Below are 13150 nucleotides of genomic sequence, written 5' to 3' on the forward strand. Positions count from 1 at the left end.
TTCCGTCGAGGTGGTCAAAACTCCGCGAGGCGTATCCACTCGACGGCGGTCAGCACGAACCAGACCATCCAGATGGTGAAGGTGACTAGCGCCGCACCGTAGTACGCCCCGTTGGAGTCGAGGAGGGAGGCGATCCCGAATACCGAGGCCACGCCGGCAAGCGCGAGGGTGTGGCGACGCCAGTCGCTGAGCGCTTCCTTCAGTGCCGCTCTGGCGGAGCGAGTAGCCATGGTAGGGCTCCGTCGTACTATCGGATGGGCCGTACCTGTTTCAATGGATCGACCTCCCCCCTCGTTGCTCACTACACCCGACCGGGTTGCGACGACGGACGATACTTTATCCGTCTCGGTCGCGGAGCGGGGGTATGGCCATCGATCCGAACTTCGAACGCACCCGCGAGAAGGTCGACGAGCAAGAGGGTGTCGCCGTCTGGGGACCGGTCGACCCGCCCGAGAAACTCGGCATCCACGGCACCCACGTCGCCGTCGACTTCGACATCTGTCTCGCCGACGGCGCCTGCCTCGAGGACTGCCCGGTCGACGTGTTCGAGTGGGTGGACACGCCCGGACATCCCGAAAGCGAGATCAAGGCCCACCCCACCTACGAGGACCAGTGTATCGATTGCATGCTCTGTGTCGACGTCTGTCCGGTGGACGCCATCGACGTGGACCCGAGCCGCGAGAACCGAGTCTAATCTCACGAACGATTAAGTGTGGTAGCGTGTTACACAGGTGCATGGAACTGACCGAGCAACTCAACTTCGATCACAAGGATCGCCGGGACATCTACGAGTACGTCGAGGCCCACGGCTCGGTGCGGGCCGACCAGGCGCGGCGGGCGCTGAACCTCGATCCGGAGGCGTTCGGTCACCATCTCACGATCCTTCGCCGCGACGGCTACCTCCGACAGGAGGGGAAGCGACTCCGCGTCGCGTATCGGGAGGAGGACGTAGAGGAGTACGACGCGGGCGATCTCGTCTACACGATCCGAGCGGCGGAACAGCGCGACCTCTCCGGTCTCGTCGGTGTCATCCGACAGGTCGCCGAGGAGGGGACGTACATCGAGGCGGAGACGGTGGCGGATCTGCTCGACCACGAGGAGGTGATCCTCCGGCACACCGAGACCCGGTCGCGGATGGTGTTCGTCGCCTGCGTCGACGACGAGGTGGTCGGGTGGGTCCACCTCGACCTGCCCGAGACGGAGAAACTCGCCCACACCGCGGTGCTGACCGTCGGCCTCCTGCCGGGGTATCGCGGCCACGGCATCGGCACCGCGTTGCTCGACCGTGGCTTCCGGTGGGCCTGCGAACACGGCTTCGAGAAACTCTACAACAGCGTCCCCGCGACCAACGAGGACGCCATCTCCTTCCTCGAAGCGCACGGGTGGGAGACGGAAGCGGTCCGCGAGAACCACTACCGGATCGACGGCGAGTACGTCGACGAGGTGATGCTCGCGACCTTCCTCGACTGCGACGCGCGCCTCTGAGCCCTCTCAATCGCTCCCGTATCGCCGGCGCTCCTCCTCGGCCGCGTCAGTTCCGTACCGCTTTACCAGCGGCCGGTACGCCTCGCCCAGCGCCCGCATACACTGCCGCGTGGAGACGTAGTTCAGGTCGTCGGCCACCGTCTCCCAGTCGCCCGCCTGGAGGGGTTTGCGGACGAGAAGTCGCTCCTGCCGGTCGTCGAGACGCCCGTCCGGATCGCACAGGTACGCCATCGCCAGGTCGCGGAAGGCGCCGGGGGCGGCGTCGTAGAGTCCCGGCCCGAAGGCCGCGGCGGCGACGACCCGCCACTCGTGGTCGGTGAGCGACGGGGCCGGCGCGCCGTCGGTCGCCCGGAGGACCGCCCGCGCCACGTCGGGTGCGAGGTCGTCGAGGGCGTCGGAGAGGCCGTCGCGCATCCGAGCGCGGAACTGCCGGCTGTGGCGGTCGTGGAGGGCCGCGCCCGCGTCGCTCGTCGGCCGGAGCATGATCGCCGAATACTCGCCGCTGGTCGCGTTGCGCGTCGTCGAGCAGTGGACGGTCCGGTAGCCGTTGCGTTCCCAGAACCGGACGAGTCGGGGGGTGGCGCCGTAGCCGACGCCGAACCAGTCGACGGCGTCGCCGAACTCGTCGTGACAGTCGGCGAGGAGGCGGGAGCCGAAGCCCGTCGACCGGACGGCGTGGTGGGTCGCGATCCGGAGGACGCGGTAGCCCACCGGCCGTCCCGCTTCCAGGTCGCGCAACTGGCTCGTCAGCACGTCCGGGAGCATGTTGCCCCGCACGCGAGCGCCCTCGTACATCGCGGTGCGCCGCGACTCGGAGAGGCCGCCCTCGCGGGCCAGGAGGGCGACGGCGGCGACGTGGCCGTCGACCGTGAGCGCCCGGCAGTCGAGGTTCGGCGCGTCGAGCAGGCGCGCTAGGTCGTCCGGTTCCGTCCGGTAGTGCGCGAGGACGAGGAGGCCGAACGCCTCGCGGAGCAGGTGTTCGTCGGCGGTGAGGGCCGCGGCGTCGAGCGCGCGATACGTCGCGTCGGCGGGCGTCGCGTCCGCGACGAGTTGGTCCGCGGCAGGTCGGGCGTCGAGCAGGAGGGCGCGGAAGGCCCACACCTCGACGGGGTCGCCCGCGGCGTAGCGGATGGGGTCGTCGAGGCGGGCGTCGACGACGTCGCGGTCGCTCTCCGCGAGGTGGTCGCGAAAGCGCACGTCGAACCCACGGCCCGTCCCCTCGTAGCCGTGGACGGTCGTGACGAAGGCGACGGCGGGCGCGTCGAGAAACGCCGTCAGCCGACGGACGGGGAGCGCGGCCGCCTCGTCGACGACGACGGCGTCGGGGTCGTCGGGGAGGCAACCGGCCTCGTCGGGGGCGAGAAAGCGCACGCGGCCGCCGCCGGTCGCGGTGAGGGTGTGGTCGTCGGCGCGGCCGTCTAGGGTCTCCAGCGTCGTCAGCAACGCCTCGGCGCGCTCGAACACCTCCGCGGCGTTGCGGTAGGCGGGGGCAGTGACGAGGACGTCCCGGCCCGCCGCGGCGAGGCTCCCGGCGGCGAGGCCGGCGGCCGCGGACTTCCCCGGCCCCGGTCGGCTTCGACGACGACGGCGGCCCCGTCGCGCAGGCGTTCGAGCGCGGACAGGGCGTCGGCCTGATCGGCCGTGAGACACGCCTCGTAGGCGTCGGGCGGGAAGGTGGCGTCCGCCGGGACCGACGGCGGCGTATGGGACCGTGCCGGGGGCGGGTCGGTCAACCCGTCGTGTTCGACGGTCCCCGCGTCTACGTCGACGACGGCGGCGCCGGGGTGTGCGCGGATTGTGTCGGCCAGTCGTCGGCGGAAGTGGCCGGTCACGTCCGCCGCGGTAAAGGGCGGGACTGCGAGTCGTTCGTCGGCGTATTCGGAGCCGGACCACGCGTCGAGCGGCGGCGTCACGAGGACGAGGAGGCCGCCGCCGTCGACGGCGCCCACGACGCGGCCGAGGACGTTCGCGGAGAAGCCGTCGTGACAGTCGAGGACGACGGCCGTTTGGGTCGTCCCGAGGAGTCGGTCGGCGCCGTCGGGGTGCGTGCCGACTCCCTCGCGAGTGGTGAGGACGGTCGCGTCCGGGTCGTCGAGCGTCGCGAGGGCGTCGCGGGCGGCGTCGAGGCCACACTCCCGGTCGCCCGCGAGCGTCAGCAGTCGCCGCTCGTTCGCCCGTTCGGCTTCGGTCCGGAGGGCGGCGACGAGGTCGGCGAGGGTCATGCCCCGGCGTACCTCGCGGGCGACCAAGGGCCTTCCCCTCCGCACCCACGACGGGCGACTGTCGCCCGACCGCGTGTGCCGGCCTCACACGCTGTAGCGGGTTTGAACACGCTTTTATGGGGTCCCCTGTTACGGAGTCGTACAGCCTGTCCGGGGTTGATGATGCGCCTCGCCATCAGGGATTCTGCCTGGTGAGGTGTGCGAGCCCACGGGCGGGGGGTACAAACAATGTCAGTTTACGTCAATTTCGATGTCCCGGCGGACCTCGCCGAGAGCGCCATCGAGGCGCTCGAAGTAGCGCGAGACACAGGTAGTGTCAAGAAAGGAACCAACGAGACGACCAAGGCGGTCGAGCGCGGCAACGCCGACCTCGTCGTCATCGCGGAGGACGTCCAGCCCGAAGAGATCGTGATGCATCTCCCCGAACTCGCCGACGAGAAGGGCATCCCGTACGTCTTCGTCGAGACGCAGGACGACGTTGGCCACGCGGCCGGGCTCGAAGTCGGGAGCGCGGCGGCCGCCATCGTCGACGCGGGCGACGCCGAGGAACAGGTCGAAGACATCGCCACGAAGGTCGAGGACCTCCGGTAAGCGACCATGAGCGCCGAAGAGAGTGCCAGCGACTCGATGCCGGCGGAAGTCATCGAGATCGTGGGCAAGACCGGCATGCATGGTGAGGCCATGCAGGTCAAATGTCGCATTCAGGAGGGATCGAATCAGGGGCGAATCATCACGCGCAACGTGCTGGGCCCCGTCCGCGAGGGCGACGTGCTCCAGCTGCGCGAGACACAGCGCGACGCCGACTCCATCGGAGGTCAGTAATGGTCGACACACGCACCTGCGACTACTCGGGTGAGGAGATCGAACCGGGCACCGGAACGATGTACGTCCGGAAGGACGGCACCATCCTCCACTTCAAGGACTCCAAGGCCGAGAAGAACTACTTCCTCGGCCGCGAGGCCCGCGACCTGGAGTGGACCCAGGAGGGGCAGGCCGCCGGCGGCGAGGGTGAGGAATGAGCGACGCCGAGCGCACGTTCGTGATGGTCAAGCCGGACGGCGTCCAGCGTGGGCTGATCGGTGAGATCATCTCCCGCTTCGAGGACCGCGGCCTCAAGCTCGTCGGCGCGAAGTTCATGCAGATCTCCGACGAGCTGGCGCACGAACACTACGGCGAACACGAGGGTAAGCCGTTCTTCGACGGTCTCGTCGACTTCATCACGTCCGGCCCGGTCATGGCGATGGTCTGGGAGGGCCAGGACGCCACCCGGCAGGTCCGGACCATGATGGGCGAGACCGACCCCGCCGAATCGGCGCCCGGCACCATCCGCGGCGACTTCGGCCTCGACCTCGGCCGGAACGTCATCCACGGCTCCGACCATGCCGACGAGGGCGCGAACGAGCGCGAGATCGACCTCTTCTTCGACGAGGACGAACTGCAGGACTACGAGCGGATCGACGAGACCTGGCTGTACGAGTAGTTATCCGGTCTCGCCGAGATACCCCGACACGAGCCGTTCTTCGGCCCGGCGCAACCGATAGGAGAGTGTCGACCGCGGCACGTCGAGTTTCGTGGCCAGTTCGTCGAGCGTAATCTCGCGTGGCGTCCGGTAGTAGCCGTGATCGAGGGCCGCGCGCATCGCGGTCCGCTGATCCGGGGGAGCGCTATCGAGCCCAACGAGTCGTGCCCCCACCGCTCGGCGTCACAGAGATGGCCCATGTGAAAGGAGAGGCCCTCCCGTAGATTCGCGCCGAGGGCGTCGTACAACAGGCCCACCTTCTCGTCCGATTTCATGAAGATGCGCCAGCAGTGGCGATTCTCCCGTCGCGTGGAGCAGTAGAGCGATCCGTGTGGGAGATACCGACCGGCGAGCGTCTGGACGGATTCGCCGTCCTCGACGTTCTCGACGTGGCTGTAGATCACCCGCTCGTCGTCCGAGCGCTCCAGCACGTCGTGGTACCGCGTGGCAGAACAGTCCGTCTCGGTCACCGACGCCGTCCGCACCGTCTCGTCGAGGCGGAGCCGTTCGACTGCGTCGAGCGCCGCTGTCGGGCCGATCAGCCGTTCGATGCGCCAGAAGCGATCCTCGGTCACACAGCCGTGTAGCGCCTCGGCGACGAGCGTCGGATGTTCGATGAACACGTCCATCACCGGATCGGCACCCGTTTCGTACACGATGTCGAACGCGAACTCACGCATCGGGCAGCCTCCAGTCGTCGTGGGACTCCGCCAACACACTCCGGAGTATGTCGGCCAGCGCATAAGGGTTCCCTACCGTCGAGCAACCAACACGAGTTGTCGAGCGACAACTCAATCATTATTTATGATCGTAGCGTGAACGTTACTGTCTGGCATGAGTACTGACAAACCCGATTCGACGGCTGAGAAGCACGGACACGAACACCACGAGGTAGAGGGACCGGGCTATCCGACGCCCGGAGCGATGCGAACCGAGTCGGAGCGCGAGAAGACGGCCTTCGTCATCGCGCTCCGTGTCGGGATGGACGTCGACGGCTCCGACTTCATCGGCGTCGTCGACCTCGACCCCGAATCGGACACGTACAGCGAACTGATCGACACCGTCGAGATGCCGAACAAGGGCGACGAACTCCACCACTTCGGCTGGAACACCTGTTCGTCCTCGTGTCACGCCGAGGGGCTGATGCGCGATCACCTCATCGTCCCCGGACAGCGGTCCTCCCGCATCCACATCCTCGACGCCGAGGATCCACGGAACATGGACATCGAGAAGGTCATCGAACCCGAGGAGATCTTCGAACACGACCTCTCGGCGCCGCACACCGTTCACTGCGTGCCCGGCGGGAAGATCGTCATCAGCATGCTCGGGAACGCCGACGGCGAACTCCCCGGTGGCTTCCTCCAGTTGGACCAGGGCGACTTCTCCATCGACGGCCACTGGGAAGCCGATCTCGGCGACATGGAGATGAACTACGACTACTGGTACCAGCCCCGACACAACGTGATGGTCTCGACGGAGTGGGCCGCGCCGAACACCTACTACCCGGGCTTCGACCTCGAAGACGTCGAAGACGGCAAATACGGTGACAGCATCCACATCTGGGACTGGGAGGAGAAGACCCACCAGCAAACCCTCACCTTCGGCGAGGAAGGGCTGATTCCGCTCGAAGTCCGCATGCCACACGACCCCATGGAGACCCAGGGCTTCGTCGGCGCAGCGCTCTCCTCGAACATCCTCCACTTCTGGGAGGAAGACGACGGTCAGTGGGAGTGGCAGAAGGTCATCGACATCGAGGACCGCGAACACGAGGACTGGGACATGCCCGTCCCCGGCCTCGTGACGGACATCGTCGTCTCGCTCGACGATCAGTATCTCTTCTTCTCGAACTGGCTCCACGGCGACGTGCGGATGTACGACGTGAGCGACTGGGGCAACCCCCGACTCGTCGACCAGGTCTGGGCAGGTGGCAACTTCGCCGACCGACAGGAGATTCAGGGCACCGAAATCCGCGGCGCTCCACAGATGCTCCAGCTCAGCCGCGACGGGAAGCGGCTCTACTGGACTACCTCCCTGTTCTCCTCGTGGGACAACCAGTTCTACCCCGACATCGGCGAGCAGGGGTCGCTGATGATGAAAGCCGACGTCTACCCCGACGAGGGGCGGATGGAACTCGACGAGGACTTCCTCGTCGACTTCGGCGACGCCCCTGGCGGTCCCGCCCGCGCCCACGAGATTCGCTGGCCCGGCGGCGACTGCACCAGCGACGTCTGGCAGTAGCCGTCGATGCCCCACGAGGTCACGCTGGAGTGGCGCGACGGCCGGTCGGCGACCGTCGCGGTTCGGGATGGGGAGACGGTCATCGACGCCACCGAGCGCGAAGGCCTCGGGGTTCCCTACGGCTGTCTCTACGGTGCCTGCGGCACCTGCACCGGACGCCTACTCGAGGGAGACCTCGTCCACGTCGACCGGCCGAACGGGCTGAAGCCACAGCACCGACGGGAGGGCTACGTGTTTCTCTGCGTCGCTGAACCCCGCTCCGACTGCCGGATCGAGGTCGGCGCCGAGATTCAGGCCGACCTCGTGCCGAATCCGTGGAAATGAGAGCGAGTATCCGCTGGGCGGCCGCCGTCCTCGGGGTCGCGGTCCTGTCGACACCGGCGGCCGCCCACGGCGTCGCCGCCGCAGCGACCGGTCTCCCCTTTACCCTCGTCGTCGCGGGCGTCGTCGTCGTGAGTCTGCTCGGGGGCGGCGTCGTCCTCGTCGCGTACGGCCGACTCCCCCGGCCGACGCGTGGGGCCGTCCCGTTGCTCGTGGTCTCTCTCGGCGTCGCGGCCCTGGCACTCGCCGCGACGCGGGCGACGGCGGCGACGTTCGTCGGTCTGGCCGCCGGCATCGGCGCCGTCTACCTCGGCCGCGACGCGGCGATTACGGACTGTGGCGCCTGTGCCGACGCGGCGCTGGGTGCCGTGACGCTCCACCGCGGACTGGAGGGTGTGGTCCTCGCCACCGTCTACGCCGCCGACGCGGCCATCGGCCTCGCGGGCGCCGCCGTCGTCGCCGGCCACGCCGCCGCCGAGACGGCCGCCGTGGGGTCGATGTACGCGGCGGCCGGCCGGCGGTACGCCCTCGCCGCCGTCCTCGTCGTGCAGGCCGGCTTCGTCGTCGGCGTCGCCGTCGGCTGGGGTGTCGTCGACGGGGTGTCGCCCGTCGCGGAGGCCGGCCTGTTGGCGCTCGTCGGGGGCGTCCTCCTCGCCGTCGGGACCCGTGAGGCACGCCGTCGGCACGCGGCCCCCGTCGCCGCCGCGTGATCACGCGACCGGGTCGCCGTCTTCCCACAGGAGTTCGAACAGCTGTGAGAGCGTCGCGTAGAGGTGGGGGCTCGTCGTCGAGATGCCGACGTAGCCGTCGTCGTTCGGCGACTTGAACGCCAGCAGGATGCTCTCGCCGTCGTACGTGTAGAGTCGGCCGCGAATGTCCTGGACCCGTCGCATCGCCATCAGCTCCGTCGTCCGCTCGCGAACCGACGGATCGAGCGCCCGGTCGTCGGAGATCAGCGCCCGAATTTCGACGTCGGCGGCAGCTTTCGTCGCGAGGAGTTCGGCGTGGTGGTTGGCGATACGCTCGAAACTCTCGGGCGTCGTGATCATCAGAATCTCCTCCGTCGCATCGTCCCCGAGACGCTCCAGTTTCTCGAGGATGTGGTGTCGGTTCGGGTACGACCAACTGATGTCCACCTCGTCGTCGCCCTCCCGTCCGTAGTCCGCACCCTCGACGGCGTCGAGGAAGTGTTCGCCGAGCCCCTGAATCTCGTCGAGTTTCCGGACGTGTTCGCGCCGCTTGAAGTCGCGGAACTGCGATACGGCCTGGTTCGGATCGACCGGGCCGAACTTCTTCGGGCGCCCCTCCTGGACGACGACGAAGCCCTTGGTGTTGAGCGAGTCGAGGACGTCGTACACCCGGGACTGTGGGACGCCCGCACGCTCGGCGACCTCCTTCGCGGTCGACGTGCCGCCCTGCAGCAGTCCGACGTACGTCGCCGCCTCGTACTCGGAAAGTCCCATCTCCTGCAGGTAGAGCTCGGGCTGGGTGCTCACACGTCTACTCCATGCCGGTCCTACTTGCGTTTTGTCCCGCGTTCGCGCCCGCCCTACGTCCTAGTTCAATATATATGTGTTATTACAACACTTATTTACAACTCGCCAGTGGTGAAGTAGATATAATACTAACAGAACGTGTTCATATCTCGTGTCGAAATAGATGTTTGGAGAACGAGATCACACAGCACGAAACGTACGGACAAAAAAATACGGTATAAGTGAGGTGAACGTGTAATGGCGATGGACCTCGACGAGGCGGCGGTGACGCATCCGCTCGATCCACTGGCACCCGAGGAGATCTCCACCGCCACCGACATCCTCGAAGCCGAGTGGGACGTCGCGGACGACGCCGTCTACCACAACGTCGTCCTCGACGAACCCGAGAAGGAGTTCGTCCGCGCCTACGAGGACGGCGACCACTTCGACCGCGAGGCGTTCGTCGTCGTTCGACAGGACGGCGAGACGTACGAGGCGACGGTGTCCATCACGGGTGAAGAGCTCCTCGACGTGACTCACATCGAGGACGTGCAGCCGGCTATCACGCCGCCGGAGGTCGATCAGGCCGAACAGGTCGTCATCAACGACCCCGAGTGGCAGGCGGCGGCCGCCAAGCGCGGCGTCGAGAACTTCGACCTCGCCATCGTCGATCCGTGGCCGGCGAGCGGGTTCGAACCCGACGCGCACGACGACCGGCGCCTCGTCCGCGCCATCTCGTGGATTCGGACCGAGGAGGAGGACAACGGCTACGCCCGACCCATCGAGGGGCTGTTCGCCTTCGTCGACCTCGACGAGATGGAGGTCGTGAAAATCGAGGACAACGGCGTCGTCGACGAGGACAATCCCCTGCCGCCCGAGGACGCCGACTTCCGGGCCGACCGCGTCGACACGCGGGACGACTTCAAGCACCTCGACGTGGTCCAGCCCGAGGGTCCGAGCTTCGAGGTCGATGGCCAGACCGTCGAGTGGCTGGACTGGGAGTTCCAGGTCGGCTGGACGCCCCGGGAGGGGCTGGTCTTCCACGACGTCACCTTCGAGGACGAGGGCGAGAAGCGCAAGGTGCTCCACCGCGCCTCCGCCTCGGAGATGGCCGTTCCCTACGGCGACAGCGACCCCAACCACTCCTGGAAGGAGGCGTTCGACATCGGCGAGTTCCACGTCGGCCGGATGGCGAACGTGCTCACCGAGGGCTGTGACTGCCTCGGCGAGATGCACTACTTCGACGTGGCGATGAACGACACCAGCGGCGACCCGAAGACGATGCCGAACGCCATCTGTATGCACGAGGAGGACGACGGCGTCCTCTGGAAGCATACGGAGTGGCGGAAGGAACACACGGAGGTACGGCGTCGCCGCCGCCTCGTCGTCTCCTTCATCGCCACCGTCTACAACTACGACTACGGCTTCTACTGGTACTTCTACCCCGACGGCTCCATCGATGGTGAAGTCCGCCTGACGGGTATCGACTCCAACGGGGTGGTTCCCGCCGACGAGGACGCCACGGACACCAACGGCGAGTACGAACTCGTCGCGCCGCAGGTCAAAACCTCCATCCACCAGCACCACTTCAACTTCCGACTCGACTTCGACATCGACGAGGCCCCGAACCGTGTGAAGGAAGTCCACAACGAACCCGTCGGTAGCGACCGCAAGAAGGGGTTCAAGGCGAAGGAGACGGTCCTGGAGTCCGAGATGGAGGCCCGCGACGACATCGACCCGCTGAACGGCAAGTACTGGCGGGTCGAGAGCACCGAGACGACGAACTCCTACGGTCGGCCCTGTGGCTACAAGCTGGAGCCACACTCCAACGTCAACTCGCCGGCGCGGCCCACGTCCAGCACGAAAAAGCGGGCCGGGTTCATCGACAACAACTTCTGGGCGACCCAGTACGACCCGGACGAGCAGTTCGCGGCGGGCGACTACCCCAACCAGAACGACGAGACGTCGGGGCTGGCCGAGTGGACCGAACAGGATCGCAACCTCGACGGCGAGGACGTGGTCTGCTGGTACACGCTCGGCGTCAACCACGTCACCCGCGCGGAGGACTGGCCGGTGTTGCCCGTCGAGGTGGCGAGTTTCACCCTCAAACCCGAGGGCTTCCTCGACAGCAACCCCGCCATCTCGCTCCCGCCCGAGCCGTGCCACACCGAACACGACCTGACGTCGACGGGGGACGACTGAGATGTCGCTGCTCCAGGTCGATCCGTCCGTCGTCGCCGAGGGCGTCAACCTGCTCTGGGTGATGGTCGCCACCTTCCTCGTGTTCTTCATGCACGCGGGCTTCGGCATGCTCGAATCCGGGCAGGTTCGTTCGAAAAACGTCGCGAACCAGCTGACGAAGAACGTCCTGACGTGGGGCGTCGGCGTCCTCGCGTACTTCGTCGTCGGCGTCGGCGTCTCGGCCATCGTCGCCGGCGTCACCTCCGGGAGCGGCTTCTCGGCACCCTTCGCCTACTACGCCGGGGGCTCGACGGCGTGGGCGAGCATCCTCTTCGGCGCCGCGTTCTCGATGGTCGCCGCGTCCATCGTCTCCGGCGCCGTCGCCGAACGCGCCCAACTGCGCGGCTACCTCCTCTTTACCGTCCTCGTCGGGGCGCTCATCTACCCCGTCGCGACGGGGCTGACGTGGGGTGGCGGCTTCCTCGCCACGCTCGGCTTCCAGGACTTCGCTGGCGCCGCCGTCGTCCACATGACCGGCGGGGTCTGTGGACTCGTCGCCGCCTACATCGTCGGCCCGCGGGTCGGCAAGTTCGACGCCGACGGCTCCCCGAACGTCATCCCGGGCCACTCGCTTCCCTACGCCATCCTCGGGACGCTCATCCTCGCGTTCGGCTGGTACGGCTTCAACGTCGGCACCGCAGTCAACGTCTTCCAGGTCACCGACGCCGGCGAACTCGCCCTCGCCGACTACGCCTACGCCGGCCGCGTCGCCATCAACACCGCGCTCGTGATGGCCACCGGCAGCATCGGTGCCGCGGCGGTCAGCGTCCTCCGCAGCGGGAAAGTCGACAGCCTCATGTGCGCCAACGGTCTGCTCGCGGGACTCGTCTCCGTCTGTTCGATCGCGGCGGTGGCGAGTTGGCCCGCGACGCTCGTCGTCGGCTTCGTCGCCGGCGTGCAGGTCGTCCTCGTCTTCGACCTGCTCGAGAAAGTCGGCATCGACGACGTCTGTGCCGTCTTCCCGGTCCACGGCTCCGCCGGCGCGCTGAGCGCGCTCGCGTACCCCTTCGTGAACACCACGTCGGCGTTCTCCATCTCCCAGCTCGGCGTACAGGTCGTCGGCATCGTCGTCCTCGCGGCTTGGGCGGCGATCATCACCGGCGCCATCTACGGCCTGCTGAAGGCCCTCGGCTGGGCGCGGGTGAGCGAGGAACACGAACGCGAGGGGCTCGACTCCTCGGAACACGGCATCGTCACCTACCCCGAGTTCGGCGACAACTCGGTCAGCACTCCCGGACGTGCCGGTAGCACGACCGCCGCCGACAGCGGGGTGGCCGACGATGACTGAGATCGAGATGGTCGTCGCCTACATCCGCCCGGACACGCTCGGCGCGGTGAAACAGGCGGTCGCCGAGGCGGGCGCCCCCTCGATCACCGTCTCGAACGTCTCCGGCCGCGGCTCCCAGCCCGCCAAGAAGGGCCAGTGGCGCGGCGAGGAGTACACGGTCGACCTCCACCAGAAGACGAAAGTCGAGTGCGTCGTCGCCGACGTCGACGGCGCGGACGTGGCCGACGCCATCGGCGACGCGGCCCGTACCGGCGACCCCGGCGACGGGAAAATCTTCATCCTGCCCGTCGACGAGGCCATCCAGGTCCGAACCGGCAAGACCGGTCCCGACGCGGTCTGAACCCACCGTCCCCGCTTCTTC

The 13150-nt window shown here is 67.5% G+C and carries 13 protein-coding genes and 2 pseudogenes; 11 read left to right on the top strand and 4 right to left on the bottom strand.

Annotation, left to right across the window (positions count from 1 at the left end; genetic code table 11):
* Nucleotides 1-14: 14 nt before the first annotated feature.
* Nucleotides 15-230 carry a hypothetical protein gene (locus tag DU484_RS09875; RefSeq protein WP_114585892.1) on the bottom strand — a complete coding sequence of 72 codons (216 nt, stop codon included), beginning with the start codon at nt 228-230 and terminating at the stop codon, nt 15-17.
* Nucleotides 231-364: 134 nt separating this feature from the next.
* On the opposite strand from DU484_RS09875, the gene DU484_RS09880 reads away from it, so the two are divergent.
* On the top strand, nt 365-694 hold the full coding sequence (locus tag DU484_RS09880) for a 4Fe-4S dicluster domain-containing protein (protein ID WP_114605820.1): 330 nt from the start codon (nt 365-367) through the stop codon (nt 692-694).
* A gap of 41 nt (nt 695-735) precedes the next feature.
* Nucleotides 736-1485, top strand: a complete 750-nt coding sequence (locus DU484_RS09885; protein WP_114585894.1) for a GNAT family N-acetyltransferase — start codon at nt 736-738, stop codon at nt 1483-1485.
* A gap of 6 nt (nt 1486-1491) precedes the next feature.
* Here the strand turns inward: DU484_RS09885 and tmcA are convergent.
* Nucleotides 1492-3707 (bottom strand): annotated as a pseudogene (tmcA, locus tag DU484_RS09890) (tRNA(Met) cytidine acetyltransferase TmcA).
* A gap of 228 nt (nt 3708-3935) precedes the next feature.
* Here tmcA and rpl7ae point away from each other — a divergent pair.
* Genes rpl7ae through ndk form a run of 4 tightly spaced genes read left to right on the top strand, consistent with a single transcriptional unit; the run spans nt 3936 to nt 5187 of the window.
* Nucleotides 3936-4298, top strand: a complete 363-nt coding sequence (gene rpl7ae, locus DU484_RS09895; protein WP_049936844.1) for a 50S ribosomal protein L7Ae — start codon at nt 3936-3938, stop codon at nt 4296-4298.
* Nucleotides 4299-4304: 6 nt separating this feature from the next.
* On the top strand, nt 4305-4529 hold the full coding sequence (locus tag DU484_RS09900; protein ID WP_049936843.1) for a 30S ribosomal protein S28e: 225 nt from the start codon (nt 4305-4307) through the stop codon (nt 4527-4529).
* Entirely contained in the window at nt 4529-4726 is a 198-nt protein-coding gene (locus tag DU484_RS09905) for a 50S ribosomal protein L24e (RefSeq protein ID WP_114585896.1), read from the top strand. Before DU484_RS09900 ends, DU484_RS09905 begins: the two co-directional genes overlap by 1 nt.
* A complete protein-coding gene (gene ndk / locus DU484_RS09910; protein ID WP_114585897.1) occupies nt 4723-5187 on the top strand; it encodes a nucleoside-diphosphate kinase in 465 nt (154 codons plus the stop codon). The genes DU484_RS09905 and ndk overlap by 4 nt, the downstream gene beginning before the upstream one ends.
* Here ndk and DU484_RS20815 read toward each other — a convergent pair.
* Nucleotides 5151-5906 (bottom strand): bacterio-opsin activator, encoded by a 756-nt coding sequence (locus tag DU484_RS20815; RefSeq protein ID WP_262342765.1) that lies wholly within the window; start codon nt 5904-5906, stop codon nt 5151-5153. The two genes, ndk and DU484_RS20815, sit on opposite strands and share 37 nt — an antisense overlap.
* 154 nt (nt 5907-6060) lie before the next feature.
* Here DU484_RS20815 and DU484_RS09920 point away from each other — a divergent pair, with 154 nt between their 5' ends.
* Genes DU484_RS09920 through DU484_RS09930 form a run of 3 tightly spaced genes read left to right on the top strand, consistent with a single transcriptional unit; the run spans nt 6061 to nt 8495 of the window.
* Entirely contained in the window at nt 6061-7464 is a 1404-nt protein-coding gene (locus DU484_RS09920; RefSeq protein ID WP_114585899.1) for a selenium-binding protein SBP56-related protein, read from the top strand.
* A gap of 6 nt (nt 7465-7470) precedes the next feature.
* Nucleotides 7471-7788 (top strand): 2Fe-2S iron-sulfur cluster-binding protein, encoded by a 318-nt coding sequence (locus tag DU484_RS09925; protein ID WP_114585900.1) that lies wholly within the window; start codon nt 7471-7473, stop codon nt 7786-7788.
* Nucleotides 7785-8495 carry a hypothetical protein gene (locus DU484_RS09930; protein ID WP_114585901.1) on the top strand — a complete coding sequence of 237 codons (711 nt, stop codon included), beginning with the start codon at nt 7785-7787 and terminating at the stop codon, nt 8493-8495. The genes DU484_RS09925 and DU484_RS09930 overlap by 4 nt, the downstream gene beginning before the upstream one ends.
* On the opposite strand, the gene DU484_RS09935 is transcribed toward DU484_RS09930, so the two are convergent.
* Nucleotides 8496-9281, bottom strand: coding sequence for a TrmB family transcriptional regulator (locus tag DU484_RS09935; RefSeq protein ID WP_114585902.1), 786 nt, complete (start codon nt 9279-9281; stop codon nt 8496-8498).
* A 237-nt stretch (nt 9282-9518) separates the two neighbouring features.
* On the opposite strand from DU484_RS09935, the gene DU484_RS09940 reads away from it, so the two are divergent.
* Entirely contained in the window at nt 9519-11462 is a 1944-nt protein-coding gene (locus tag DU484_RS09940; protein ID WP_222844825.1) for a primary-amine oxidase, read from the top strand.
* A 1-nt stretch (nt 11463) separates the two neighbouring features.
* Nucleotides 11464-13129, top strand: a pseudogene (locus DU484_RS09945) (ammonium transporter).
* Nucleotides 13130-13150: the final 21 nt, after the last annotated feature.

The organism is Haloplanus rubicundus (genome assembly GCF_003342675.1).
GTDB lineage: Archaea > Halobacteriota > Halobacteria > Halobacteriales > Haloferacaceae > Haloplanus > Haloplanus rubicundus.

Excerpts from the sequence above, each read along its gene's own strand:
- DU484_RS09920 (WP_114585899.1), top strand. The coding sequence starts at position 6,061 with ATGAGTACTGACAAACCCGATTCGACGGCTGAGAAGCACGGACACGAA.
- DU484_RS20815 (WP_262342765.1), bottom strand. The coding sequence starts at position 5,906 with ATGCGTGAGTTCGCGTTCGACATCGTGTACGAAACGGGTGCCGATCCG.
- DU484_RS09930 (WP_114585901.1), top strand. The coding sequence starts at position 7,785 with ATGAGAGCGAGTATCCGCTGGGCGGCCGCCGTCCTCGGGGTCGCGGTC.
- ndk (WP_114585897.1), top strand. The coding sequence starts at position 4,723 with ATGAGCGACGCCGAGCGCACGTTCGTGATGGTCAAGCCGGACGGCGTC.
- DU484_RS09885 (WP_114585894.1), top strand. The coding sequence starts at position 736 with ATGGAACTGACCGAGCAACTCAACTTCGATCACAAGGATCGCCGGGAC.
- DU484_RS09900 (WP_049936843.1), top strand. The coding sequence starts at position 4,305 with ATGAGCGCCGAAGAGAGTGCCAGCGACTCGATGCCGGCGGAAGTCATC.
- rpl7ae (WP_049936844.1), top strand. The coding sequence starts at position 3,936 with ATGTCAGTTTACGTCAATTTCGATGTCCCGGCGGACCTCGCCGAGAGC.
- DU484_RS09905 (WP_114585896.1), top strand. The coding sequence starts at position 4,529 with ATGGTCGACACACGCACCTGCGACTACTCGGGTGAGGAGATCGAACCG.
- DU484_RS09880 (WP_114605820.1), top strand. The coding sequence starts at position 365 with ATGGCCATCGATCCGAACTTCGAACGCACCCGCGAGAAGGTCGACGAG.
- DU484_RS09940 (WP_222844825.1), top strand. The coding sequence starts at position 9,519 with ATGGCGATGGACCTCGACGAGGCGGCGGTGACGCATCCGCTCGATCCA.
- DU484_RS09925 (WP_114585900.1), top strand. The coding sequence starts at position 7,471 with ATGCCCCACGAGGTCACGCTGGAGTGGCGCGACGGCCGGTCGGCGACC.
- DU484_RS09875 (WP_114585892.1), bottom strand. The coding sequence starts at position 230 with ATGGCTACTCGCTCCGCCAGAGCGGCACTGAAGGAAGCGCTCAGCGAC.